The following is a 24,514-nucleotide window of genomic DNA, read 5'->3' as shown; positions in this document are numbered from 1 at the left end:
TTATAAATTTTAGACAAAAATTACAATCATTTTTCTACTTTTAAGTAGATGTTTTCCCGACAGGCATCTGATATCACTCGCCTGACCTTTTTATACCACGCTCCTGCCCGTGCTTCATTCTCAATTACAACCGTTGTGTCTCGAAGTTCTGTCAGACAGTCATACAGTGCATCCAGACTATTGCCAAAGTACTCAGGAAACTGAAACTGTTCTCTCAGATAAAGAAATGTCTCATCCCTGCCCTCCATTCTTTCGGCATCTAATATTACTCTCATCTTTTTATTCCTCACCATATAGCAGTTCAAAAGTTTCATAATGATCTTCTGTATAATAGATTAGTCCATCATCCGAATATACAATCCTTTTTGCATTCCGATGTCCGCCTTCATAGTCAATATCACATTCGTGATAAGTACGTCCATCTGCCTCTGGAAGCACCTCCTCATAATTGCCAAAATAATCACCGCCAATGCTTTTCCCCGGAGCAACCTCATCCAGATTCCCTTCTTTACTGTCCCATCCAAGAGCTTTTGCTTCCTTTTTTGTGATAAAATTATCCGGCAAATGTCCAAATTCATATAGATACGCAGCGACTTCATCTTTCGACGTATACTCACCGGATTCCTCAACAGAAAGCTGCAATTCTGACGGTTCCTCACTTTGTTGACTCTGTATGGAAGTTGAATCTTCCGTAGAAACACTCTGGCCTTCACACCCCGTCAAAAGACAAAGCATCAGGAAAATGATTCCTACAATATACTGAATTTTCTTCTTCATAAATGCCTCCTGATATTATAGATTTCTACAGCATATATTATCCATTTCCATGGAAATTTAAAACTTACTGTTTCACTATTGTACCAGACATTCCATATAATCGCCAGGGTTCTCTGTCTTGTCTTCTATTATGCTTTTCGATATACTATAATCAAATCAAAAATGAATCAGGAGGTTCTTATGGAATTATTATTAACCAGCCAGGAAGAATGTCATCGCATAGAAGTGTATAATGAATATCTGAAAAAAATCCCAGAATTACTGAAGCAGCTGGAGACTGTTGAAAAGATGTACCAGAAAGCCATTCTGGAAGAAGCTATGTTAAAAGACAAGGACCGGTCCGATCATAGCGTATTGCTGTATAGTAATCGTCTGAACCACATCAAGCAGCAATGCGAAGAACGCTCCGCAGACATTCGTCAGCAATGTCACCTGATCTTTGAATTGAAGGCTCAGATTGAGGCAGAAAGCAGCGTACTGGACGCACTGATAAACTTTTCTTAATGAAAATCGGCGTACAGAACAATCCTTTTTTTGGATTAACTGCTGTACTTTTTGAATGGATTCCAGTTCACTTTTACAAAGCACATATACCATAAGAGATATATCTCCATTTTTTTCATACTGCCTGAAGGACTGCCGATATTTACCTGTCGGTTTCATAGCAACAGGCAATAGTCCCTGATTAATCATTTCTGGTGGATAATATACCGCCTCTACGATCAATCCAACATAAACCGGGCCTTCCCGATACTCACCTTCCATCCCACGGATAATTGTTAATATTCTAAGCTATCCATGTTCAAAAGACAATGAGGGTTAAACTCCTGAGTCCGCTTTTCATCCGAGGTCATATCATAAGTAACCTGAATATAGTATCTCTGATTGCTGCAGGTCTTTCATAATCATCCCACTCCTTGTAGTTTTCGGATCTGCTCCTTTGTGCTGGTCCTGTGATAACCGTATACAACCATTTCGCTCTCTCTATGCTTTCCTATTATTTAAAACCAAAGACACTACTCCTGCTTCACCATACAATAGCCAATCCCTATATGTGTCTGGATACATTTATTAGAGATGTCTTTCTTTTCTATTTTTTTCCTCACAGTTGCCACATGAACCCTGAGTGAAGCAATGTCTCCCTCCAGAGAACTTCCCCATATTTCCTTCGTGATATGGGTATGGGTCAGCACTCTTCCAAGGTTTTTCGCCAACAGGCATAAAATTTTATATTCAATCGGAGTCACATGAATCTCTTCCTCTTTCACATATACTGTCTGCATTTGATAATCAATTGTTAAGCTACCATTATGAAAGACAGGAGTTCCGCCCTGCTGATTATTTTGTATGTACTGAATCCTTCGATAGTTTCCTCTGATTCTGGCAAGAAGTTCTGCTGTTGAAAATGGCTTGGTAATATAATCATCAGCCCCTACATCCAGAGCATCAATTTTATCTTTATCTTCACTTCTGGCACTTATCACAGTAATTGGGACAGTAGACCAAGAACGTATTTTCTTAATCACATCAATCCCATCTATATCAGGAAGTCCCAGATCCAAAAGAATCAGTTCCGGTGACTGCGTTGTTACCTCGATAATCGCTTGCTTCCCATTTTTTGCTACATGATATTTATAATTTTCCGTCTCAAGAGCGGTGGTAATCAGACTGCGAATAGCAAAATCATCTTCTACCACCAGAATATTTGAATTATTCATGAATCTCTACCTCCTCAGCAGGCACCGTAAAATCAAAAACGGCACCTTTCGGTTTATTGTCATAGACCGTTATTCTTCCTCCATGTGCATTGATAATTGATTTACAGAGAGCAAGCCCAAGACCCAGACTCCGTTTCGAATCTGTTATTTCATTATTTGCCGTATAAAACATTTCAAAAATATGCGGTTTATCTTCATCCGAAATTCCCTTTCCAGTATCTGCAATCTGCACATGGACAAAACTTTTTTCTTTCTTTGTAGATATCACAATCTCTCCACCTGGAGGAGTATACTTCACTGCATTATCTACAATATTGATAATTACCTGAAGGATCAGTCGTGAGTCCACATTAACGAGCTGCATCTATGGTCTCTTTTTATTCACAAGATAAATACCACAAGCAACCATCATTACAGCAATAAAATATTGCCATTTCAATTCTTCTTTAAGTAGTAATGCTGAGAATATTACTCCTAAAACAGGAATCAATGCATTAAAAATTGCTATCTTACTAATCGGATGATACGAAAGCAGCTCATTATAAATAGCAAAACAAACTGCTGAAATCATGATTAACGCTATTAATACAATCATTCCTTTCACATTTACACACCAGGGACTATTTGTCCCTATGATCAAGCCAATTGCCAGAAGCAATGCTCCTCCTATCATCATACTTTGTCCTGTTGCCTGCATCATATTCATTTTCTTTGAAGCTACTCGTGTTATGACACCACCGAGTGCTGCACAACCTGCATTTAGAAGAATCATTCCGTCCCCTCTAGATGTAATATTTTCAAAGAAATCCGCTCCCGGTTGAATATTAATTGCTACAATTCCCGCAATCCCTAATACACATCCAATCATTTTAGGAAATGATACTTTGTCATCAGAAAATATAATCGTTGAGAGAATAATTAAGAAAAAACCTCCCATAGAATCCAAAATGGTAAACCTTGCACTCGGGTTATATCCCACCCCTATATATGCAAACATATAATGAAGGGTTACATTTACTATAGCAAGAAAAATCAGCCACCATAAGTCATTTTTATTTTCTAATTCCAGTTTCTTTTTTCTCAAACAGCAAAATGCCGAAACCAGCATACCTGCAAAAAAGAATCTTATTCCGGCAAATAAGACTTTTCCTCCCAAATCAGCTGAAGCTATTTGAAATTCCTGATACCCGATTTTTATAAGCGGATAAGCCAATGACCATCCAAAAGCACAAAAAATTGCCAATATGGACTTATATTTACTATTCCTAAATATTTGTTCCATTTTCCTCATCTCCATTTTTTACGGCTTCATGCTCTCGCATCCGGTATCCGATTCCTATTTCCGTCTCTATATACTCCGGTTTTGCCGGATTCCGTCCGATTTTTCTTCGGGTGGAAGCCATTACAGAACGAAGTACCTGTGTATCTTCCCCGTATCCTTCTCCCCATATCTTCCGTAAAATCGTATGGTAGGTAAGTACCTTTCCCGGATTCTGCATAAATAAAAGCAACAGCTGATATTCCAAAGGGGTCAGATGAATCTCCTTGTCATCCTTATAGGCAATATGCGCCCCATTATCCAGTTTCAGATCTCCATTTACATATACGGTATCATCAGGTCTTTCCTCTGATTCCGAATGATTCATACGATAGTAATGCCGCAGTGCCACCCGGATTCTGGCCATCAGCTCTGTTGCAGAAAAAGGTTTCGTCAGATAGTCATCCGCGCCATCATCCAAAGCCGCAGCCTTTTCTTTATCCTGATCCCTTGCAGAAACGATAATGATAGGAACTTCTGACCATTCCCGGATTTTATGGAGTACTTCCATTCCATCCATATCCGGAAGGCCCAGATCCAATAAGATCAGATCTGCATTTTTCCTTACCATATAGGAGATGCCATCTTTCCCATTCACTACACCTTCCACAGAAAAACCTGCATTTTCCAATGTATAAACCATAAAATTCTGTATCTGTACATCATCTTCTATAATCAGTATTTTTTCTTTAAACAATTTCACTTTCTCCTTCCGTAAGCGGTAATGTAAAGAGAAACTCTGCTCCCTTTCTATCCGTCCGGTTCCGTCCGGTAATTGTTCCTCCATGGGCATTTATCACCGTTTCACAGATTGTAAGCCCCAGCCCGATTCCTCTTTTCACATCAGCCGAACGGGTTTTAGACGTATAAAATATTTTAAACAAATTAGAAACATCTGCTTCTGCAATTCCCTCTCCTTCGTCTCGGACAGAAACCAGTAGTTCATCTTCTGTGTAACTGGCAGAAACAGTAATGGCTTCCTGCGGTCTTGTGTGTTTTACTGCATTGTCCAACAGATTGGTAATTACCTGCTCAATCAGCTTTGCATCCATGGGCACTAACCGAAACTCTTCCGGTATCTCTACCTGTATCGCACGATCCGGGAGAATTCGTTCCACATGAGCAACCGCACATCCAATCACTTCTTCGATTGCTTCCATTTCCTTATGTATCACAATTTTACCATCCTGCAGTCTGGTCAGACTTAAGATATTTTCTACTAAAGATTTCAGCCAGTCGGCATCCTGATAAATACCTTGAAGCAGTTCCTGACGTCTGTCTTCTTTGTCTGTCATATCCATCAGCATTTCCGAAGTTCCCATAATGCCTGATAACGGCGTCCGAAGATCATGGGAAATCGCACGCAGAAGATTCGCCCGTTCTCTTTCCCGTTCCATATTTTCTCTGTCACGCACTCTTTCTACCGTTACTTCAATACGTTCCATCGCCATGGAGACATTTTCTATGATAGAATGCAACAGCTTTTTCTTTTCCTGCAGCTGTTCCGCATTCACAGTTTTATCAATTTTTATCACTGCCAGCAAATGTTCCCTCCCATTAACCGGATATCCATAAGTGTCCTCTTCTTCCAGATATTCTGTCCGAAGATCTGTATATTTCTTCCGAATCTCTTCTGCATCCGGCAATCCTCTGTGAATCTGTTCTTTTCCTGACTGCTGAATGTAGATCGGTGCAGACTGTCTTCCAATATAAATACATCCAACATTTATCTGAAGAAGATGGCTGATACTTTCTGCAGCGATTTTCAGAACTGCTTCTATATCTGAAGCATCCGACAGTTTACTGGAGAGCATATATAAAATCTGGCTTTCTTTTCCTCTTTCATTAAAAGTTTTTCTTTTGTTGTCAGGGCACTCGTAAGAATGGAAGTTGTCAGCATGATTGAAAAAGTAACCAGATACTCCGGATCATTTACAGCAAGCGTATGATAGGGTTCTGTAAAAAAATAATTATAACATAGTAATGAAACTACCGCTGATAAAATCCCATACTGATATCCTGATGTAAATCTTGCAACCAAAAGAACAGCCAAAAGATACATCACTACAATGTTAGTCTCTGGAAATCCCAGTCCTGTAAATATCTTTCCAAGTATGGTAGCTACAAAGACAACTGCCGCCAGTTTTAACAGACTCAACAGTACTTCTTTTGTTTTACTCATTACAATCGCCTCTTTATTATCGTATTTTCCCCATTAAGTAAAGCACACACAGGCTGTTTTTCAATCCCATGAAACATGGCATTCAAGTTCACAAAATCTTCACAGAATTATTAGCACTCTCTATTGACGAGTGCTAATCCGTGTGTTATATTACACGTAGAACAAAGGAAGAGGAACTGATTTCTCTTCCTGATATTCATAAATCAACACTTCGGGTTTCTCCGATAGTGCAAACTTTAGTTTATGTCATGAAAGGAGATATGACTTATGTTAATGCCTAGTATTTTTGGAGAAAGTTTATTTGATGATTTTTTGGATGATTTTGCTTTCCCGGACATCGATAAAAAATTGTATGGGAAACATGCTCCCCATATCATGAAGACCGATGTGAAGGAAAAAGACAACACTTACGAAGTGGCCATTGATCTTCCGGGATTTAAGAAAGACGAGATTCAGATTCAGCTTGAAAATGGTTACATAACCGTAAGTGCGGCAAAAGGTCTGGATAAAGACGAAAAAGATAAGGAAGGAAAATATATCCGCCGCGAGCGTTATGCCGGAAATGTAAGCAGAAGCTTTTATGTAGGAAATAATGTTCAGAGAGAAGACATCCATCCGAAATTTGAAAATGGTATTCTTTCCTTTACTGTTCCAAAAGAGCAGAAGGCAGTAGAAAACAACTCACATTATATTGCCATCGAAGGTTAATCTCAAACGGGCAGGGAATAAAACCCCTGCCTGTTTTAAAAGCTAAATACAAGCAGGAAAGAGGTTTTTGATATGAGTAAAACGACATCAAGAGTATTATGGATTTTAGCCGGAATTTTTCTGATTATAATCGGGATCGGATGTTTGAGGAATCCTGGAGAAATTCTTTATGGTCTTCCCATTATCTTTGGAGTTGCCATGATGTTTTCCGGCATTATAGATATTGTGATATTTGCAGCCGGTCATGATTATATGGCAGGCTCTGGCTGGTTTCTTGCTGACGGCATTCTGACCATACTGATGTCTTTATTCATTTTGGGAAATGGATGGTTTACAGCAATGACTATTTCCTTTATTTTAGGAATGTGGCTGATTTTTTCAGGTATCACCAAACTGGTTAATTCTTTCGACCTTCAAAAACTGGGAGTAAAGGGCTGGGGCTGGTTTACAGTACTTGGAATCCTGCTGACTGTGATTGGTTTTCTGTCATTCACACATCCATTTGCAAGTATTGCAGCTATGGCCTGGGTAATCGGATTTTTCTTGATCCTACAGGGTATTGTATCTGTTATGCGTGGATGCTTTTCCAATCGCTTCTGGATGTAAAATATAACAAAAATAACATTGCCAAGGAGGAAAAAGGCACCTCTTCATATAGATTCGGCTGCATACAAAATTGTGTGCAGCCTTTTTTAACGAATACCTAATTTCAAAAACAATTCTCTTACTCTCTACGGATAATCTTATCCTACAACAATTTTTTCTTTTTAAAATAAATAAGTTCCAGAATAATTGTTATTACTGCAATTGAAATCACTGCAACATATCCGTATTTCCACTGCAGCTCTGGCATATTTACAAAATTCATACCATACCATCCAGTCAAAAGTGTCAAAGGAAGGAATAACGTTGTGACAACCGTCAGAATACACATAATCTTATTCTGCTGTGCATCTTGCTGAGATTGGTACAATTCCCGTAACTGTAGTATATTCTCCCGAAGCAACTGTACATGGTTTTGCAGCCGTTCTGTACGAAGTGCATAACGATTCCACTGTTCTGTATTACAGATGATAGAAATTCCATCTTGAGACTGGAGCAGATCACCAATCACAGTAAGTTGCTCATAATAGGCATCCAACTCCGAAAGTCTTTGACGATACCTTGTAAGTACTGTAAAGAAATCATCCGGAACATTTTTTATGAGCTGGTCTTCCATCTTTTCAATCTCTTTTTCTAAATGTAACAGATACAAAAGATCATTTTCAATCATCACTTCCATCATCTTAAGAAGAAACTGATCCGGCGATTTCAACTGCTGAAACTGTTCTTCTTTTTTCTCTATCCAGTGTTTCAGATCCCCATTGCACTCAATTAAAAAAAGTTCTTTATCTGTCATGTAAAATCCACAGGAAATCTGAGATGTACGTTTTTCATTTTTTTTCGGTACTCGCAAAGTTCCCAGAATACAATCCTGATACACTTCTGCTTTGCAGTATCGGATTGATCTGATACTGTGTAATAATTCTTTATCATGCGGAAAATCCTTCTTCAATTCTCGAAATTCATCTTCCTTTATGATCGTAAGGAACTGCAACTTCTTCATAGAATCTCTCATACTCCTTTCTTCCTTTATTCTTCTCTAGTAAATCAGGATACTCTTTATTTTTATGAAATGCAAATACGAATTGGCAGGAACTGTCACAAGCACAATAACCAAATAGCAACATCAGACATATTTATATCGCATTCAGATGCCCAAATACATTCTTATAAAATTTTTAGTACTTTTTTAGTACCAAGAGAAAAGAAATGATTTTTTTGATTTTTCCAAGAAATAATTTAGAATAAAAAAACACCACAAAGCCTATAATCCAAGCTTTGTGGTATTCATGAGTCCCAGTCGGAGTGACGTGATTCGAACACGCGACCTCTACGTCCCGAACGTAGCGCTCTACCAAGCTGAGCCACACTCCGATAAAAGAACCGGACATCTTACAAGAAGACATCCGGCGCCCCTGCCAAGGAACTACGGATAGAGGACTCGAACCTCTACTAACAGAGTCAGAGTCTGCTGTGCTGCCATTACACCAATCCGCAATGTGTTTCCAGCGAACATGTTATATTATACCAAGTTTTTCAAAAAAAGCAACCCCTTTTTTTATTTTTTTCAACTTTTTTTCATTTTTCTCGATTTTTTTCCTCGACCTAAAAACCACTGCGCGCACTCCCCACACGAGAACTTCCTACAGTTTGAGAATGTCAGGTGTTAGGATAAGCACCGGACATTCAAGCATCCTGAGCCATCCTAACGCTGTGACTTCTCAGCCTGCAGACTTTCTCGCCCTAGATCCTCTTAATTCTCTCAATTGCTGCTACGGTATTCTCATAAGAACCAAATGCAGTCAGTCTGAAGTATCCTTCTCCGCTTGGACCGAATCCTGATCCAGGAGTACCTACTACATTTGCTTTTTCCAGCAGATAATCAAAGAATTCCCAGGAGGTCATTCCATCTGGAGTCTGCAGCCAGATATATGGTGCATTGACACCACCAGATACGTTATAACCAGCTCCTTTTAATCCTTCATAGATTGTCTTTGCATTCTTCATATAATAAGCGACCTGCTCTTTTAACTGGGCTTTTCCGGCTTCTGAGTATACTGCCTCTCCGGCTTTCTGTACGATGTATGGAGCTCCATTATATTTTGTGCCGTGACGTCTTGCCCACAGAGAATGCAACATCACATCTCCACTCTTTACGTCTTTTGGAATAACGGTTGCGCCAAGTCTTACTCCTGTAAATCCTGCATTCTTCGAGAAACTTCTAAGCTCGATCGCACAGGTTCTTGCACCTTCACACTCGTAGATACTGTGTGGAACATTTTCTTCGGAAATATATGCTTCATAAGCTGCATCGTAGATGATAACTGCACCAACTTTATTGGCATAATCAACCCATTCCTGCAACTGATCTTTGGTAATCGTTGATCCTGTTGGATTATTCGGGAAGCACAGATAGATGATATCCGGTGTCTCTTTTGGAAGTTCCGGTGCAAAGTTCGTCTCTTTGGTACATGGCATGTAGATGACATTGCTCCAGGTCTCTGTCTTTGCATCATAAGTACCTGTACGTCCAGCCATTACATTTGTATCTACATATACTGGATATACTGGGTCACATACAGCAATCTTGTTGTCTTTTGCAAAAATTTCCTGGATATTACCAGAATCACATTTTGCTCCATCGGAGATAAAGATCTCATCTGCCTTAATATCACAGCCTCTATCCTGATAATCATTTTTTGCCATAGCGCTTCTTAAGAATTCGTATCCAAGATCCGGTGCATATCCATGGAAAGTCTCAGCATGCGCCATCTCATCTACCGCACTGTGTAAAGCATCAATGATCGCAGGTGCCAAAGGCTGAGTTACATCTCCGATTCCAAGACGTATAATACTTTTATCTGGATTTGCCTCCTGAAAAGCTGCTACTTTCTTACCAATCGTCGAAAAAAGATAACTTCCTGGTAATTTCAAATAATCTTCGTTTACTTTAAACATTGTTCTTTCTCCTTCTCTTTTTCTCATATACATTGATTCTAAGCTATAGAATGCCAGAAATATCAATCTCTCCATCGAATACGGTTGCTGCAGGTCCTGTCATATAGACCTTGTCGGCTTCCTGATCCCATTCAATCTGCAGATCTCCACCTAATAACTGAATCGTTACTTTATGATCGGTCAGTCCATTTAAGATACTGGATACAGCCACTGCACAAGCTCCGGTTCCACATGCCAGTGTCTCTCCGGAACCTCTCTCCCACACACGCATTTCTACCGTCTGTCTGTCAATGACTCTGGCAAATTCTGTGTTGATTCGCTTTGGAAAACGTTCATGATTCTCGAATTTTGGTCCGATTTTTTCGATATCAAGTCCTTTTACATCGTCCATATATACCACCGCATGCGGATTTCCCATGGATACACCTGTCATCCGATATTCCATCTGATCTACTACGATTGGCTCGTTGACCACACGGTTCCCCTCTGCAATAATTGGAATATTTTCCGGTTTTAATTCCGGTCTGCCCATATCGACCTTGACCAACGCTACTTTTCCATCTTTTACTGTGAGATCCAGATATTTAATACCTCCAAGGGTCTCTACAGAGATACTTGTCTTATCTGTAAGTCCATAATCATATACATATTTTGCAACACAGCGGATTCCGTTACCACACATCTCGCCCCTCGAACCATCTGCGTTATACATCTCCATCTCAAAATCTGCCACTTCTGACGGGTTTATCATAATCAATCCATCAGATCCGATTCCGAAATGTCTGTCACTCACATACTTCGCAACTTCCGGAGGATTCTCAATCTTTTCCCGGAAACAATTTACATAGACATAATCATTTCCCAGTCCCTGCATCTTTGTAAACTTCATATTAATCTCCTTATTCCTATTCGGCCATAATGCTTAATACCATCTCTGCTGTCTCGACCATATTCGTTCCGCTGTCCATACTACTCTTCTGTAGATATCTGTGCGCTTCTTCCTCTGACATATTATTACGCGCCATCAACAATTCCTTAGCTTTATTAATCAAAGCCTGCTGTTCTGGATTCCGGTTCTTCTGCTGTAACTTTCTCTTCTTCCGCCTTCTGTCTATGGAACGAAGCATCATCTCCATCGTATTGATCAGATCATATACTTTAATCGGCATTGACAATCCTACAACCCCTTCGATCAGACCATTGCTCCATTTTTCCTGAGACGCGATTAATAACATCTCAAAATTATCCGGCAGATATTCACGAAGTTCCGTGTACATCATATCCTTCAGCTTATAGCCACATATCACTATTCCTTCATCTACAGTATCTGCATAATGCATTGCCTGGGCACCTGTAGTGCATACCCCGGTCACATCCATGCCTCCTCGTACTAACAGGTTGCGAATATTCGTTGCATTATCCCGATTTGGAAATACAACAATAATACCAACCAAACTTACACCCCCTGTTATCTCCGTCTTCCTTTGAATTGTCTACGTGTTTCAACAGGAGTATTTACAGGCGGTGTAAGTACTTGCCAAGCTCCCATTCTGTAACCTGTGCACGATAATCTTCATATTCTTTTGTCTTTGCTTTAATATATTTCTTTGACAGATCTTCTCCCAAGACATCCTGAATAAAGGCATCTTTTTCGAATTCTTTTGCTGCTTCCAGAAGACTTCCCGGAAGATTCTCGATTCCTGCATCCATTCTCTCCTGTTCTGTCATCTCATAGATATTACAGTCAATACTGTGAGGAGGCATAATCTCATGCTTAATTCCATCCAGTCCTGCTGCCAGACATACCGCAAGAGCCAGATATGGATTTGCTGAAGGATCCGGGCTTCTAAGTTCCACTCTTGTTCCTTCTCCTCGACTTCCCGGAATCCGAATCAATGGTGTTCTGTTCTTTGCAGACCACGCAATATAAACCGGAGCTTCATATCCTGGGATCAGACGTTTATAGGAATTTACGATTGGATTCGTAATAAAACTGATTGCCTTCATATGCTTCATGATTCCGCCAATAAAGTAATATGCCTCTTTACTCAATCCATTTGGATCCTTTGTATCCTGGAATGCATTGATTCCATCTCTACTCAACGACATATTCAGATGCATACCAGAACCATTGATTCCGTATTTTGGTTTTGGCATAAATGTAGCATGCAGACCGTGGCGCTTTGCAATTGTCTTTACGACCAGTTTAAATGTCATAATATTATCTGCGGTTGCCAATGCTTCATCATAACGGAAATCAATCTCATGCTGTGCCGGTGCCACTTCGTGATGGGATGCTTCAATCTCAAAGTCCATATCTTCCAAAGTCAATACCATGTCTCGTCTTGCATTTTCTCCCAGATCTAAAGGTCCCAGATCAAAGTAACTTGCACATTCGTGTGACAAAGTCGTCGGACGGCCATCATCATCGGTATGGAACAGGAAAAATTCACATTCCGGTCCTACATTAAATTCATAACCCATGCTTCTGGCTTCCGTCATAACTTTTTTCAAGATATATCTCGGATCACTCTCAAAAGCAGTCCCATCTGTCTTATATACATCACAGATCAGCCTCGCCACCTTACCCTGCTGCGGTCTCCACGGAAAGATCTCAAAAGTATTCAAGTCTGGATAAAGATACATATCTGATTCTTCAATCCTTGCGAATCCTTCTATGGAAGATCCATCAAACATAATCTGATTATCCAATGCCTTCTCCAACTGGCTGGTTGTAATTGCAACATTCTTCATTGTTCCAAAGATATCTGTGAACTGCAGGCGGATAAATCCCACATCCTCTTCTTCCACCATTCTCAAAATATCTTTTCTCGTATAATTATTCATGATTTTTTCCTCCTAATTATATAAGTACTTATTCCAGATGTCTTTTCTTATCTGCCTGATTTATATAAAAATGGGCGCTCTCATGCCATGATGAAAACGCCTTTGTTTTACTTCTTAGATTATAGATAGAAAAAGGCACTTTGTCAACGTGACAAAATGCCCAAGATTCTGCAAATCCTGCTCTAATCTTCGTCATCTAACCAATAGCCGTCATCTGTCTGTACATATGAGTTCCCGTTATTGTTGCCACAGCTGATTCCCCTCTTAATCGGAGCCAGCAAAAATCCATACACAATTCCTGCCAGCACTGCACATAGGATTACCAGTACTTTCTCTGCAGGGGTCCAGTCTCTTGCCAGAAAATCCTTTATACTTTGCCACATTTCTTTCATAGTAATACCTCCTTCAATCATTATATATACCCTTCATTTTCTAATTACATATACCTGTGTTCATTATAGCAGGTTTTGCTCTCTGGCAAAAGCAAATATTACATTTGCGAATTGAAATATCATTTTATATTTGATAGAATATAGATATTCTACGAATGAGGTGAAAGAATTATGGGACTTGCAATACCTATTGAGACAAGTGCGCGCCACATTCATCTGTGTCGCGAGGATTTTAACATATTATTTGGAGAAGACCGTGACCTGACTTTTAAAGCCGAGTTAAGCCAGCCTGGACAATACGTCTGCAAAGAACGTGTTGCTGTCAGAGGTCCAAAGGGTTCCTTTGAAAAAGTTGCTGTACTCGGTCCTTTCCGTAACGAGACACAAGTAGAGATCTCCATGACAGATTCCCGCAAGCTTGGTATCCCCGGTGTTATCCGTCAGTCCGGTGACACAGTCGGTACTCCTGGCTGTGTCCTGGAAGGCTCGAACGGGAGCATCGAACTCGACCACGGTGTTATTGTTGCCAAGCGTCATATCCATATGACTCCTGTGCAGGCTATTCAGTTAAATGTCAAAGATAATGACGAAGTTTTCGTAATTATGGAGAGTTTCGAACGTTCATTAATTTTTGCTGATGTTGTTGTCCGTGTGAATCCGAATTTTGCACTGGCAATGCATGTTGACACCGACGAGGCCAACGCTTTTGCCAATGACAACCATCCAACCGGAGCATTGTTAAAACTCTTCGGCGGACGAACCTACAATCTTCAGAAATGGGCAGAAGAAGTTCAGAACGGCATCAATCGTTTTTAATCTGACGCCCGGTCACATCCATATGATAATCTTCTTTATAAATCAATTCTGACACCGGAACGATCTGATAGCCTTGTTCTTCTAAACCTGTCAGCAATTGTTCCAGTGCCTGTGCAGTATATTTTGCACCGTTATGACAGAGAATGATAGCACCGTTTTTTAGATCTTTATGGTTTAATACGGTGTCTATGATACTTTGTACTCCATAGTCTTTCCAATCCAAACTATCCACGGACCACTGAATCGGATAATATCCGCATTCCTGTGCAGTCCGAACCACCTCATCATCATAATCTCCATAAGGCGGACGGAAGAGCTGCATCTCCACTCCCCTCAGTTCTTTTACTCTCTCATGGACTTTCATGATCTCTTCTTTCTGCTCTTCTTTCGATAATTGCGACATATTCTTATGGTTCTCACTGTGATTTCCAAGATCATGCCCGGCTTCCTTTATTGCTATGACATCCTCCGGATATTTTTCCACCCATCCGCCAGTCATAAAGAAAGTCACATGGACATTGTGTTTTTTTAAGATGTCCAGAATCTTCTGCGTATCTTCATCTCCCCAGGCCGCATCAAAGCTTAACGCTACTTTTTTCTCCGATGTCTCCACAGAATAGATAGGAAGCTCCCTTCCATTTACATTACTGGAAACGGTCGTGTAACTGGAAATATACTTGTAGGAACCTGACAGAGCAATAAGCAGTACCATTGCAAACACTCCATAATTCTTCCATTTTCTCTTATTTTCTTCTTTCATAAATAAGACTCCAGCCATACATTTACTATTAATATATGTATCTAGATTTCGTCCTACCTCTTCAAATCTTTTCGTTTTGCCTGTTTAGTGATATAATAACAATATCTGTAAAAAACAATAAGGATGTCGAACAATGAAAAGAATAAAGCATGATATTTTATATACCCTGGCATTATTAATTATCGCTACCATCCTGGCATTCTCTTTTTTTCATTTTGTAAAAAATAATTCTGCTAATATTGCGTTGATTTATATTCTTGCGTTGATTTTAATTGCACGATATACCACAGGATATCTATATGGGATTTTTTCTTCTTTATTCTGTGTTATATTTATCAACTGGTTTTTTACTATTCCATATTTTGAAGTAAATTTTACTTTAAGTGGATATCCAATCACCTTTTTCTGTATGTTGATCATCACGATTACCATCAGTGCAATGACAACTCGCCTCAAGAAACAGGATGCAATGATTGCAGAAAGGGAACGTGAACTGAATGAGGCAGAGAAAGAGCGAATTCGTGCCAATCTGTTACGTGCCATCTCGCATGACCTTCGGACACCATTGACCAGCATTATCGGTTCTTCTGCTTCTTACATAGAAAATGAATCCGATCTGACCCCGGATGAAAAGACGAATCTGGTCACAACGATTAACGAAGACGCCCATTGGCTTCTCAACATGGTGGAAAATCTCCTGTCTGTCACAAGAATTCAGGATGACGGAAGCAAAGTCATTAAAGAAATTGAAGTTGTAGAAGAGGTTGTTGCAGAAGCAATTGCCCGCCTGAAGAAAAGAATTCCCGATGCTTCTATTCAAGTCCAGGCTCCCGAGAATATTCTAATGATTCCGATGGATCCATTGCTAATCGAACAAGTTATTATTAATCTTCTGGAAAATGCTCTGGTGCATTCTCACAGCACCCGTCCAATTGAATTGAATATAACCGAAGAACCCACCACGGTCACATTTCACATTATTGACTATGGAACGGGTATTGACGAAACTACAATACCTGATATTTTCAAAGGACAGTACAAGAATTCTCTGACTTCCGACACACACCGTGGAATGGGAATTGGGCTTTCTATCTGTGCCACTATTGTACAGGCGCATAACGGTACCATTACCGCCTGCAATCACGAACACGGAGCGGAATTTTCTTTTTCGCTTCCTAAGGAGGACACCATATCATGACGCCAAATTATTCTATACTGATTATTGAAGATGAGAAAAATATTCTTGAGTTTATGTCTAAGACACTCAAAGCAAACGGTTATCGGGTAACGACTGCCGCCACTGGAAAAGCAGGGCTTGCCATTATCAATTCACAGTGCCCGGATATCATCCTGTTGGACCTTGGTCTTCCTGATATTGACGGTAACACGATCATCAGCTCTGTACGTAAGTGGACCAGCTGCCCAATTATCGTAATCTCAGCCAGAATGGGGGAACGCGATAAAGTGACCGCTCTGGATCTGGGGGCAGATGACTATATAACCAAGCCATTCGGGACATCAGAATTACTGGCAAGGATTCGTGCTTCACTGCGCCACAGCAACCGGATGGATTCCAACTCTGCTCTGTACATCCGTCCTTACCGTTGCGGAGAACTGATCCTGGATTTTGAGAAAAGAATGGTTACTCTGGATGGTGAGATCATACATCTGACTCCGGTAGAATATAAGATTGTCGCCTTTCTCGCCAAAAACTCCGGAAAAGTCATGACTTATTCGGCGATCATGTCCAATATCTGGGGACCATATACAGATAACAACAATCGGATTCTTCGTGTAAATATGGCAAATATCCGACGTAAGATTGAAAAGAATCCATCTCAGCCAGAATACCTTTTCACTGAAGTCGGTGTTGGATATCGTATGCAGGAAGATGAAAATGAACTGCCCTCCAAGATAACTCCTGCTTCACGCTAAATTTGTGTTAAGGATTCCCAAAAGCACTGTCTATTCGCAAAGTATCTGCTAAAATAAATCTTGAAGGTGGTATATCGTAATAAAGCCTCATTCATTATTCTCTCAAGATAAAGAGGATGCTCTTTTTCATAAAGCGCATCCTCTTTTTCATTGCATTAATATTTAGTCATTTGCGTTCAGCCATTCCTTCATAAGCTCAACATATCTGTCATTATCCTCTACGAAACACATATGACGACAGGTACGGAACAATTCCCATCTGGAATTCGGGATTCTGTCATACATATATTTTGCGATATATGGTGTACACAAATCATTACCGCCATTAATCACAAGTGTTGGCTCTTTGATATCTTTTAACTGTTCTGTAACATCGTAATCTTTCAATGTTCCCATAGGAGTATATTCATTCGGGCCCCATCCCACTACATAAGATTCTCCGCCTTTTCTCACCGGACGGCGCAGACATTCTGGTGAATCCTCTGTAACAGCTCCTGCTGCATGACGAAGCATATATTCCGTCTCTGCTGCCTGATATGCCGGATCACTGTAATCATTGGTAGAGGTTGCTTTCTCAATTGCATCCTGCATCTCCTGCGGAAGTTCCTTAATCATACGATGCTGTTCAATTCCCCACATCCAGGAAGCCGGAAGTGTGCTGGAAAGAATCAGGCTCTTAAGTCCTTCTGGCTTATGATTACATACATAATCCAAAAGCAACATTCCACCCCAGGACTGTCCCAAAAGGTGCATTTCATCCAGTCCAAGATGTTCTCTTAAAGCAATCAACTCGTTAATCCATGTCTCTGCATTCCACAGATCCGGACGATTCTCTACATAAGATTCTCCACATCCAATCTGATCATACATGACAATCTGACGTCCATCTTCCTCTGCCAGTCTGTCTAACACTTCAAAATAATTGTGGGTAGATCCTGGTCCGCCATGTAATAATACCAATGGCTTCTTATCTCCAGTTTTCTTTCCTACAATACGATAATAAGTTTTGTACTCCAGGTATGGCATATAGCCTTCTTTAATCTCCATAGTTGAAAACCCCCTTTTTCTTCTTTCCCTATTATAATTAATTTATTTTCAAATAGCAATAGAGGGGATGGGGAATTTGCAAATTCCCCCATCCCCTCCTTCCTAAAAGGTGAGTTCCATCTTGGTTCCTTTTCCCACTTCGCTCTCTACACGAATCTGTGCCCCATGTAAGATTGCACCGTGTTTTACAATTGACAGTCCCAGTCCGGTACCTCCGGTTTCTTTGGAATGGCTCTTGTCTACACGGTAGAAGCGCTCAAAGATTCGTTCCTGTTGGTCTGTCGGAATTCCAATACCCGTATCTGTGACAATAACTTTTTTACCCTTTAAAGTACCGCCAACCCAGATACTGACTGAACCTCCCTTTTTATTGTATTTAATCGCATTTTCACAGATATTATAAATCATCTCATCAATGACCTGACGAACGCCACGGCAGATTACGGATTCTCCGGTCAGCTCAACATGGACATTTCTTTTCGTCGACTGTGGTGCAAGCCGACTTACGATTTCCCGCGTAAGCGCATAAAGATCAACATCTTCTTTTTCTAGTTCTACACCGCCCTCATCCAGTTTAGACAACTTGATAATATCTTCTACCAATGTGATCAATCGTCTAGCTTCATTATAAATGCGTTCTGAGAATTTATTCGTATCTTCTGGCCGTACCATGCCATTCATCATGATCTCGGCATACCCGGATATGGAAGTAAGCGGGGTCTTCAACTCGTGGGATACGTTTGCAGAAAATTCTTTTCGCATATTTGCAACTGCATCTTTGGTCTTGTTCTGCTCATCAATTCGTTCTAGTAACGGCGTCAGTTCCTCATACATCTCATGATCCAAAGGATTCTCAAGATTCAATTCATTAATCGGCCGTATCAGCCTGCCTACCTGTTGTCTGGATAATCCCCATGCAAATACCAGCATCAGGATTGCAATAATTCCGATTCCCGGCAATATCTTCATTGCCGTGTAAAATGCAGTATCCACACTTTTTGCCACACGTAAGATTGTGTGGTCAGGAAGCTGTTCTGCATAATAGAACATTTCCTGCCTCATAGTATCTGATTCTCTGACATCTTTTCCGGTTCCGGACTTCATTGCTTCCTGAACTTCCGGCCGATTCTTATGATTCTCTAACTCCATCTTTCCCTGCTGAGAATCATATAAGATCTGTCCATCCTCGTCAATCAGAGTTACTCTTGTACTCTTACGTACCGCATCCATTTCCTGCAGATAGTCTGCCCCGGATATCTCTATTGCTGCCCGGATATAATCCGCTTCCTGCTGAAGTTCATCTTCCATCACGTTTACCGTCTGATGGTATATTACAAATGTTGTCATTGCATAAGCAATCAGAAGCGTTGTTGCAATGACTAGAATCATGCTCTTCTGTATTCGGTTCCTTAGTCTCACTGTTGTCATCCGCTCCTTCTCCAACATACTTTCACTCTGAATCATTATATCGACAGGGACAGTGACATCTATTCGCGCATACGATAACCCACACCACGGACTGTCTCTATTCTCTCTCCACTTTTCCCAAGCTTCTGACGCAGGGTCCTGACATGGACATCCACCGTTCTGGTCTCGCCATCAAAATCATAACCCCAGATTTCTTCCAGGAGAAGATCACGAGTCATCACAATATTAGAATTCTTCATCAGTCGCTTTAGCAATTCGTATTCCTTCAAAGTCAGATTCACAATCTCTCCCGACGCCGTTACTTCGTGTTTCTTGGTATCGATCTCAATATCTCCGACCTTAATAATATCCTGCAGCTCATTAGAACTTTTCTGACTCCTTCGAAGCACCGCTTTAATTCTGGAAATCAATTCCATCATACCAAACGGTTTCGTTACATAGTCATCTGCCCCCAGATCCAGTCCTTTCACTTTATCATATTCTGCTCCCTTCGCCGTCACCATGATTACAGGGATATCCCGTGTTTTCGGCGATGCTTTTAATCTTTTCAGCAACTCTATCCCATCTTCACCGGGAAGCATAATATCCATCAGAACAAGTTCCGGTGTCTCCAGCGCCAACGCTTCCAAAAATTCCTTTCCATCTTCAAAACCACGCGCTTTAAAGCCCGTGGTCTCTAATGTGTATACGACTAATTCTCGAATATTACTGTCATCCTCTACACAAAATATCATAAACTGTCTCCTTACGCTTTCTATACCTTACTCTCTTTATGAATTCCGGTAATAGAAAATTCTACCCACTCCGCAATGTTCGTGGCATGATCTGCGATTCGTTCCAGATATTTGGCCACCATGATAAGGTCTATAACCTTTACTCCCTGGTTACCCTTATTCTCGGCAATGAATTCCACCAGCTCCTGCTTATTTTCCTCGAACATCTTATCAACTTCATCATCTGCTTCCATGACATTTCTTGAAAGCTCGAGATTCTTCTCTACATAAGCAGTCACACTGTCTCTGACCATCTTAGCTGCTGCTTCAGACATCTGACCGATTCTTGGTATCTCCGTCGGCTCAACCCTTCCTTCAGAAATAATGATTTCCGCAATATCGGATGCCTGATCTCCGATTCGTTCCATATCGGTGATCATCTTTAGCGCTGCCGAAATCTGGCGAAGATCTCTGGCTACCGGCTGCTGCTGTAGTAACAGCTTCAGACACAGACGTTCAATATCCTTCTCCATCTGGTCAATCTCTTCATCTGCCTCGCGTACTTCTCTTGCCTGCTCAATATCACCTTTCTGTAATGCCGTGGTTGCACGGTTAATGGCAACTTCACATAACTCTCCCATGTGGATCAACTGTTCATTCAGATGCTGCAGCTGCATATCAAACTTATTACGCATATCTTAACCAAACCTCCCTGTAATATAATCCTCTGTTCTCTTATCTGCCGGTATGGAGAATAATTTTTCAGTATCATTGTATTCTATAACTTCTCCTAACAAAAAGAAGGCTGTATTGTCAGATACACGCACTGCCTGCTGCATGTTATGTGTGACCATGACAATAGTATAATCTTTTTTCAGTTCCATCGCAAGGTCTTCAATCTTGGAAGTTGAGATGGGGTCAAGCGCGGATGTCGGCTCATCCATCAGCAGCACTTCTGGCTGTACTGCAAGCGCTCTTGCAATGCAAAGTCTCTGCTGCTGTCCGCCAGACATTCCAAGCGCACTGGTCTTCAGACGGTCTTTGCATTCATCCCAGATTGCCGCATCGCGCAGAGATTTTTCTACAATCTCATCCAGTTTAGATTTTGAATGAATTCCGTGTGTTCTTGGGCCATAAGCGATATTATCATAGATACTCATTGGAAATGGATTTGGTTTTTGAAAAACCATTCCTACCCTTTTTCTCAACAGATTCACATCTATATCTTTGAAAATATCCTGACCATCCAGAAGAATCTCCCCTTCAATACGACATCCCTCTACCAGATCATTCATTCGGTTAATGGATTTCAGCAAAGTGGATTTTCCGCATCCGGAAGGGCCGATAAATGCAGTAATCTTATTTGCTTCAATCTCAAGATTAACATCTTTCAAAGCATGAAAATCACTGTAATACAGCTCCATATTTTTTATGCTAATTTTACTCATGACAATTCCTCTCTATACTTTCGTTAATTTCTTCGCCACAACGCTAGACAATGTATTGATTCCAACCACTAACACCAGCAGGATAACGGCTGTTGCATAAGCCTGATCCATGTATAATCCTTCACTGGCAAGATTATACATATGTACTGCCAGTGTTCTTCCTGAACTCATGACACTCTTTGGGAAATCAGCTACCGTTCCAGCAGTATAAATCAGTGCCGCCGTCTCACCTACGATTCTTCCGATTGCCAGGATCACACCTGCCAGAATACCCGGCACTGCTGAAGGCAATACAATCCGGAACACTGTACGAAGTTTGCCGGCGCCAAGTCCAAAACTTCCTTCCCGATAAGAATCCGGCACTGCCTTCAGGGCCTCTTCTGTACTTCTCATGATCAGTGGAAGTACCATAATAGACAGGGTAAATGCACCCGCCAGAATGGAGAATCCCCATCCACATGTCGTAACAAAGAACAACATTCCGAACAGACCATAGACAATAGAAGGAATTCCCTGCAAAGTCTCTGTAGTCAATCGGATTATTTCTACAAATTTATTTCCTCTCTTTGCATATTCCACCAAAAATATCGCAGAAAAAATTCCAAATGGTACTGCTATCACCAGCGATAAAAACGTCATAATAATCGTATTAATCAGCGCTGGCATTAAGGATGCGTTTTCAGAAGTATAATTCATTGAAAACAAGGAGGGGTTTATATATGGCACTCCATGGATCAAAATATATGCAATCAAGAAAATCAACACCGTAAATGTCAGGATTGCAGAAAGCATTACCAGAAGCATTACAACAAAGGAACCTGGTGTCCTTTTGTATGATTTCATTTTTTGCTTAAATGTAACTTCATTACTACTCATGATCGTTCCTCCTGTTTAATAGTGCTACACAGAAATTAATGATCAGTATAAATACGAACAACACCACACCTGTTGCTATCAGTGCTTCTCTGTGAAGACCGGCTGCATATCCCATCTCGATAACAATGTTCGCTGTCAGTGTCCTGACTCCTTTAAATATACCCGCCGGCATTCTTGCCTGATTTCCTGCTACCATGATCACGGCCATCGTCTCACCGATCGCACGGCCTACTCCCAGCACAATTGCTGCAACCACGCCAGACTTTGCAGCAGGAAGAACAACTTTAAAGATTGCTCTCTCATGTGTTGCCCCCAGGGCGACTGCGCCTTCATAATACTGTGACGGCACTGCCCGAAGAGAGGATTCTGTCAACCCTATGATGGTAGGAAGAATCATCATTCCAAGCAGAAGAGATGCGGTAAGAATACTGCTTCCATTTCCAGCAGATCTTAAGATTCCCATCTCTTTTAAACTCCTTCCTATATTGCGAATCAATGGAACTAATACTACAAGTCCAAAGAATCCATATACAACCGACGGAATTCCAGCCAGCAATTCTGTCGCCGTTTTCAACGGTTTATAGATCTGCTTTGGACAATAAAATGCCATAAACACCGCTGTTAAAATACCAATCGGCACGCCAAATACAATCGCACCTGCCGTTACATAGAGGCTTCCGACAATCATCGGAAGGATTCCATATATGTCATTATTCGGTTTCCATATCTCTCCAGTCAGAAATTTGCCAAATCCGATCTCTTTCATTGCAGGGATACCATTTGCAAATAAAAACACACAAATGAGAGCTACCGCCAACACCGAAGCGCAGGCGGCAATGAAGAACACTCCCTGCATGAATTTTTCAGTCCATGCTTTCGATTTCATATTATTCTAATACCTCATCCCATGTAAGAGCTTCACCTGTGTAGATTGCTTTTACCTGATCACTTGTCAGCTCATCTGTCGTATTATTTTTATTTACGATAACTGCGATACCATCTGTTGCAATTACCTGTGGTACGAGACCTGCACTTAATTCTTCGTCTTTCAGTTCACGAGATGCCATACCGATGTCATAGCTTCCATCAATAGTAGATGTCATACCTGTTGTAGAATCTGTTGTCTGAAGTTCAATCTCAGCATTTACATTTACTTCTTTGTAAGCTTCGATTAATTTTTCCATTACAGGAGATACAGATGAAGATCCACCAACAACAGCTTTTCCTGAAGGAGCTGTTCCTGCATATGGCTCAGCGTCATCAGAAGCAATGTAACCATTATCAGAAATAACCTGCTGTCCTTCTTTACTCATGATAAATGTAATGAAATCATTTGCAACTTCGTTGTCCATTCCTTCTTTTGTGGCAATGTTAAATGGTCTTGATACTTTGTATTCACCGCTCTTAACGTTCTCTGCTGTTGCTTCTGCTCCATCAATCTTTACTGCCTTGACACTGTCATCAAGAGAACCAAGTGATACATAACCAATCGCATAATCATCTCCAGCTACGGTTGTCAGCATAACAGATGTACTGTTCGTAATCTGAGCTTCCTCGGTTGTCATATCAATCTTCTCGCCAGATTCATCCTTCTCTTCAATTCCGAACAATTCAATAAATGCTCCTCTTGTACCAGATCCATCTTCTCTTGATACGATTGTGATATCCATAGAAGGATCCCAATCTCCACCTTCTGCTGTCTCTTCTGTAGCTGCATCCTCTCCCTCTGCAGAAGAATCTGCATCAGAACTTCCACAACCAACTGCAAGACTTGCAATCATACCAACTGTTGCTAATACTGCAATAAACTTTTTCAATTTCATATTCAATTTCTCCTTTGATTTTGCTTTTTGTTTTCTTCACAGTTGTTATCATAAAGGCGCAATGTAAAATCTGAAATCTCAAGAATGTAAAATAAATGTTAAATTGGGGACGTAGTATTTTGCAAAAATACTACGTCCCCAATTGCAAAATGTGGTGTACCCAAA

At 40.7% G+C, this 24,514-nt stretch carries 29 protein-coding genes, 2 tRNA genes and 1 pseudogene; 6 read left to right on the top strand and 26 right to left on the bottom strand.

Translation table 11 applies throughout. From position 1 onward, the window contains the following. Positions 1 to 26: 26 nt before the first annotated feature. Positions 27 to 275 (bottom strand): barstar family protein, encoded by a 249-nt coding sequence (locus ABE613_RS10615; protein ID WP_347376348.1) that lies wholly within the window; start codon positions 273 to 275, stop codon positions 27 to 29. Positions 276 to 279: 4 nt separating this feature from the next. After that, on the bottom strand, positions 280 to 777 hold the full coding sequence (locus tag ABE613_RS10610; RefSeq protein ID WP_347376347.1) for a ribonuclease domain-containing protein: 498 nt from the start codon (positions 775 to 777) through the stop codon (positions 280 to 282). A 180-nt stretch (positions 778 to 957) separates the two neighbouring features. On the opposite strand from ABE613_RS10610, the gene ABE613_RS10605 reads away from it, so the two are divergent. Next, entirely contained in the window at positions 958 to 1,281 is a 324-nt protein-coding gene (locus tag ABE613_RS10605; RefSeq protein WP_347376346.1) for a hypothetical protein, read from the top strand. A gap of 314 nt (positions 1,282 to 1,595) precedes the next feature. Here ABE613_RS10605 and ABE613_RS15195 read toward each other — a convergent pair. The 7 genes and pseudogenes from ABE613_RS15195 to ABE613_RS10575 form a co-directional block, all read right to left on the bottom strand. Then, positions 1,596 to 1,664, bottom strand: a pseudogene (locus ABE613_RS15195) (ATPase); the annotation flags it as partial. A gap of 129 nt (positions 1,665 to 1,793) precedes the next feature. Continuing rightward, positions 1,794 to 2,495, bottom strand: a complete 702-nt coding sequence (locus ABE613_RS10600; protein WP_347376345.1) for a response regulator — start codon at positions 2,493 to 2,495, stop codon at positions 1,794 to 1,796. After that, positions 2,488 to 2,859 (bottom strand): sensor histidine kinase, encoded by a 372-nt coding sequence (locus tag ABE613_RS10595; RefSeq protein ID WP_331473093.1) that lies wholly within the window; start codon positions 2,857 to 2,859, stop codon positions 2,488 to 2,490. Before ABE613_RS10595 ends, ABE613_RS10600 begins: the two co-directional genes overlap by 8 nt. Next, complete coding sequence (locus tag ABE613_RS10590) at positions 2,860 to 3,777, bottom strand: DMT family transporter (protein WP_347376344.1); 918 nt, start codon at positions 3,775 to 3,777, stop codon at positions 2,860 to 2,862. Beyond that, positions 3,761 to 4,516: a response regulator transcription factor gene (locus tag ABE613_RS10585; protein ID WP_347376343.1), complete on the bottom strand. Its 756-nt coding sequence runs from the start codon at positions 4,514 to 4,516 to the stop codon at positions 3,761 to 3,763. Before ABE613_RS10585 ends, ABE613_RS10590 begins: the two co-directional genes overlap by 17 nt. Continuing rightward, positions 4,503 to 5,627 carry a sensor histidine kinase gene (locus tag ABE613_RS10580; protein ID WP_347376342.1) on the bottom strand — a complete coding sequence of 375 codons (1,125 nt, stop codon included), beginning with the start codon at positions 5,625 to 5,627 and terminating at the stop codon, positions 4,503 to 4,505. The genes ABE613_RS10585 and ABE613_RS10580 overlap by 14 nt, the downstream gene beginning before the upstream one ends. Beyond that, positions 5,591 to 5,995, bottom strand: a complete 405-nt coding sequence (locus ABE613_RS10575) for a DUF4118 domain-containing protein (RefSeq protein ID WP_235232667.1) — start codon at positions 5,993 to 5,995, stop codon at positions 5,591 to 5,593. Before ABE613_RS10575 ends, ABE613_RS10580 begins: the two co-directional genes overlap by 37 nt. 267 nt (positions 5,996 to 6,262) lie before the next feature. Between ABE613_RS10575 and ABE613_RS10570 the strand changes: the two genes are divergently transcribed. Continuing rightward, positions 6,263 to 6,703, top strand: coding sequence for an Hsp20/alpha crystallin family protein (locus ABE613_RS10570; protein WP_347376341.1), 441 nt, complete (start codon positions 6,263 to 6,265; stop codon positions 6,701 to 6,703). A gap of 72 nt (positions 6,704 to 6,775) precedes the next feature. After that, entirely contained in the window at positions 6,776 to 7,309 is a 534-nt protein-coding gene (locus tag ABE613_RS10565) for an HdeD family acid-resistance protein (RefSeq protein ID WP_235232669.1), read from the top strand. Positions 7,310 to 7,451: 142 nt separating this feature from the next. Here the strand turns inward: ABE613_RS10565 and ABE613_RS10560 are convergent, their stop codons facing one another. The 8 genes from ABE613_RS10560 to ABE613_RS10525 form a co-directional block, all read right to left on the bottom strand. Next, on the bottom strand, positions 7,452 to 8,321 hold the full coding sequence (locus ABE613_RS10560; protein WP_347376340.1) for a magnesium transporter CorA family protein: 870 nt from the start codon (positions 8,319 to 8,321) through the stop codon (positions 7,452 to 7,454). A gap of 285 nt (positions 8,322 to 8,606) precedes the next feature. Then, a tRNA-Pro gene (locus tag ABE613_RS10555) sits at positions 8,607 to 8,680 on the bottom strand. A 52-nt stretch (positions 8,681 to 8,732) separates the two neighbouring features. After that, positions 8,733 to 8,803, bottom strand: a tRNA-Gln gene (locus ABE613_RS10550). Positions 8,804 to 9,049: 246 nt separating this feature from the next. Continuing rightward, positions 9,050 to 10,264, bottom strand: coding sequence for an LL-diaminopimelate aminotransferase (locus tag ABE613_RS10545; protein ID WP_347376339.1), 1,215 nt, complete (start codon positions 10,262 to 10,264; stop codon positions 9,050 to 9,052). A gap of 43 nt (positions 10,265 to 10,307) precedes the next feature. Further along, positions 10,308 to 11,153: a diaminopimelate epimerase gene (gene dapF, locus ABE613_RS10540; protein ID WP_235232672.1), complete on the bottom strand. Its 846-nt coding sequence runs from the start codon at positions 11,151 to 11,153 to the stop codon at positions 10,308 to 10,310. A 16-nt stretch (positions 11,154 to 11,169) separates the two neighbouring features. Beyond that, positions 11,170 to 11,718, bottom strand: coding sequence for an ANTAR domain-containing response regulator (locus ABE613_RS10535; protein WP_235232673.1), 549 nt, complete (start codon positions 11,716 to 11,718; stop codon positions 11,170 to 11,172). A 61-nt stretch (positions 11,719 to 11,779) separates the two neighbouring features. Continuing rightward, a complete protein-coding gene (locus ABE613_RS10530) occupies positions 11,780 to 13,111 on the bottom strand; it encodes a glutamine synthetase family protein (protein ID WP_347376338.1) in 1,332 nt (443 codons plus the stop codon). A gap of 182 nt (positions 13,112 to 13,293) precedes the next feature. Continuing rightward, a complete protein-coding gene (locus tag ABE613_RS10525) occupies positions 13,294 to 13,503 on the bottom strand; it encodes a hypothetical protein (protein ID WP_347376337.1) in 210 nt (69 codons plus the stop codon). 171 nt (positions 13,504 to 13,674) lie between these two features. Here ABE613_RS10525 and pduL point away from each other — a divergent pair, with 171 nt between their 5' ends. Further along, the gene (gene pduL, locus ABE613_RS10520; RefSeq protein ID WP_347376336.1) at positions 13,675 to 14,319 is read left to right on the top strand and encodes a phosphate propanoyltransferase; all 645 of its coding nucleotides are present in this window, start codon (positions 13,675 to 13,677) and stop codon (positions 14,317 to 14,319) included. Here the strand turns inward: pduL and ABE613_RS10515 are convergent. Continuing rightward, positions 14,306 to 15,079 carry a polysaccharide deacetylase family protein gene (locus ABE613_RS10515; protein WP_347376335.1) on the bottom strand — a complete coding sequence of 258 codons (774 nt, stop codon included), beginning with the start codon at positions 15,077 to 15,079 and terminating at the stop codon, positions 14,306 to 14,308. The genes pduL and ABE613_RS10515 overlap by 14 nt on opposite strands. Positions 15,080 to 15,212: 133 nt before the next feature. On the opposite strand from ABE613_RS10515, the gene ABE613_RS10510 reads away from it, so the two are divergent. Together ABE613_RS10510 and ABE613_RS10505 are read left to right on the top strand one after the other, a co-directional pair. Next, positions 15,213 to 16,277 (top strand): sensor histidine kinase, encoded by a 1,065-nt coding sequence (locus ABE613_RS10510; protein WP_347376334.1) that lies wholly within the window; start codon positions 15,213 to 15,215, stop codon positions 16,275 to 16,277. Beyond that, positions 16,274 to 17,014, top strand: coding sequence for a response regulator (locus ABE613_RS10505; protein ID WP_347376333.1), 741 nt, complete (start codon positions 16,274 to 16,276; stop codon positions 17,012 to 17,014). The genes ABE613_RS10510 and ABE613_RS10505 overlap by 4 nt, the downstream gene beginning before the upstream one ends. A 162-nt stretch (positions 17,015 to 17,176) precedes the next feature. On the opposite strand, the gene pepI is transcribed toward ABE613_RS10505, so the two are convergent. The 8 genes from pepI to ABE613_RS10465 all read right to left on the bottom strand — a co-directional run bounded on the left by pepI (position 17,177) and on the right by ABE613_RS10465 (position 24,349). After that, positions 17,177 to 18,061 carry a proline iminopeptidase gene (gene pepI / locus ABE613_RS10500; protein WP_347376332.1) on the bottom strand — a complete coding sequence of 295 codons (885 nt, stop codon included), beginning with the start codon at positions 18,059 to 18,061 and terminating at the stop codon, positions 17,177 to 17,179. Between the two features lie 102 nt (positions 18,062 to 18,163). Beyond that, on the bottom strand, positions 18,164 to 19,489 hold the full coding sequence (locus tag ABE613_RS10495) for a sensor histidine kinase (protein ID WP_347376331.1): 1,326 nt from the start codon (positions 19,487 to 19,489) through the stop codon (positions 18,164 to 18,166). A gap of 59 nt (positions 19,490 to 19,548) precedes the next feature. Further along, positions 19,549 to 20,223: a response regulator gene (locus tag ABE613_RS10490; protein ID WP_235232681.1), complete on the bottom strand. Its 675-nt coding sequence runs from the start codon at positions 20,221 to 20,223 to the stop codon at positions 19,549 to 19,551. 20 nt (positions 20,224 to 20,243) lie between these two features. Beyond that, entirely contained in the window at positions 20,244 to 20,897 is a 654-nt protein-coding gene (gene phoU, locus ABE613_RS10485) for a phosphate signaling complex protein PhoU (RefSeq protein WP_235232682.1), read from the bottom strand. Between the two features lie 3 nt (positions 20,898 to 20,900). Then, the gene (pstB, locus tag ABE613_RS10480; RefSeq protein WP_235232683.1) at positions 20,901 to 21,650 is read right to left on the bottom strand and encodes a phosphate ABC transporter ATP-binding protein PstB; all 750 of its coding nucleotides are present in this window, start codon (positions 21,648 to 21,650) and stop codon (positions 20,901 to 20,903) included. Between the two features lie 12 nt (positions 21,651 to 21,662). After that, the gene (gene pstA / locus ABE613_RS10475; protein WP_347376330.1) at positions 21,663 to 22,526 is read right to left on the bottom strand and encodes a phosphate ABC transporter permease PstA; all 864 of its coding nucleotides are present in this window, start codon (positions 22,524 to 22,526) and stop codon (positions 21,663 to 21,665) included. After that, on the bottom strand, positions 22,519 to 23,412 hold the full coding sequence (pstC, locus tag ABE613_RS10470; protein ID WP_235232685.1) for a phosphate ABC transporter permease subunit PstC: 894 nt from the start codon (positions 23,410 to 23,412) through the stop codon (positions 22,519 to 22,521). Before pstC ends, pstA begins: the two co-directional genes overlap by 8 nt. A 1-nt stretch (position 23,413) precedes the next feature. Next, entirely contained in the window at positions 23,414 to 24,349 is a 936-nt protein-coding gene (locus ABE613_RS10465) for a substrate-binding domain-containing protein (protein WP_235232686.1), read from the bottom strand. Positions 24,350 to 24,514: the final 165 nt, after the last annotated feature.

Origin of the sequence: Dorea chungnamensis, from assembly GCF_039832125.1 — a bacterium.
Taxonomy (GTDB): Bacteria; Bacillota; Clostridia; order Lachnospirales; family Lachnospiraceae; genus JAFBIX01.
This window is presented reverse-complemented; position numbering and strand designations above follow the sequence as displayed.